We start from the raw sequence: 1,237 nt of genomic DNA, 5'->3' as shown, positions 1-1,237 counted from the left end.
TGGAGATCTATCGGGCGATTAGGACCGCTCGGCTGCATGCATTGCTGCACTTCCACCTGCGGCCTATCGACGTGATGGTCTATCACGGCCCTCGAGGGAGACCTCGTTTGGAGGGGGGTTTCCTGCTTAGATGCCTTCAGCAGTTATCCCGTCCGTACTTAGCTACCCAGCGATGCTCCTGGCGGAACAACTGGTACACCAGAGGTACGTCCATCCCGGTCCTCTCGTACTAGGGACAGATCCTCGCAAGTCTCCTGCACCCACGGCAGATAGGGACCGAACTGTCTCACGACGTTCTAAACCCAGCTCACGTACCGCTTTAATCGGCGAACAGCCGAACCCTTGGGACCTGCTCCAGCCCCGGGATGCGATGAGCCGACATCGAGGTGCCAAACCTCCCCGTCGATGTGGACTCTTGGGGGAGATCAGCCTGTTATCCCTAGAGTACCTTTTATCCGTTGAGCGATGGCCCTTCCACGCGGGACCACCGGATCACTAAGGCCGACTTTCGTCTCTGTTCGCGCTGTCGCGCTCACAGTCAGGCGGGCTTGTGCCTTTGCACTCAACAGCCGATGTCCGACCGGCTTGAGCCCACCATCGCGCGCCTCCGTTACCATTTGGGAGGCGACCGCCCCAGTCAAACTGCCCACCACGCAGGGTCCTGGCCCCGGTTAACGGGGCTCAGTTAGACGCCAGAAAGGCACAGGGTGGTATTTCAAGGTTGGCTCCACCAAGGCTGGCGCCCCGGCTTCAAAGCCTCCCACCTATCCTACACAGTCCCTTCCTGGCGCCACTGCGAAGTTGCAGTAAAGGTTCATAGGGTCTTTCCGTCTAACCGCGGGTACCCCGCATCTTCACGGGGAATTCAATTTCGCTGAGCCCATGCTGGAGACAGTGGGGAGGTCGTTACGCCATTCGTGCAGGTCGGAACTTACCCGACAAGGAATTTCGCTACCTTAGGACCGTTATAGTTACGGCCGCCGTTTACCGGGGCTTCGGTTCGATGCTTGCACATCTCCCCTTGACCTTCCGGCACCGGGCAGGCGTCAGACCCTATACGTCATCTCTCGATTTCGCAGAGCCCTGTGTTTTTACTAAACAGTCGCCACCCCCTGGTTTGTGTCACCCCACCCTGGTTGCCCAAAGTAGGGTCTCGCTTATCCCGAAGTTACGCGAGCAATTTGCCTAGTTCCTTCAGCATGGTTCTCTCAAGCGCCTTGGTATGCTCTACCAGTCC

Annotated in this window: 1 rRNA gene; it reads right to left on the bottom strand. The window is 58.3% G+C overall.

What is annotated here, in order from left to right:
• Positions 1 to 1,237 (bottom strand): 23S ribosomal RNA (locus tag EP26_RS30860); the annotation flags it as partial.

The organism is Belnapia moabensis DSM 16746 (assembly GCF_000745835.1).
Lineage (GTDB): Bacteria > Pseudomonadota > Alphaproteobacteria > Acetobacterales > Acetobacteraceae > Belnapia > Belnapia moabensis.
The sequence above is the reverse complement of the archived record's forward strand: the minus strand, read 5'-3'. Positions and strand labels throughout refer to the sequence as shown.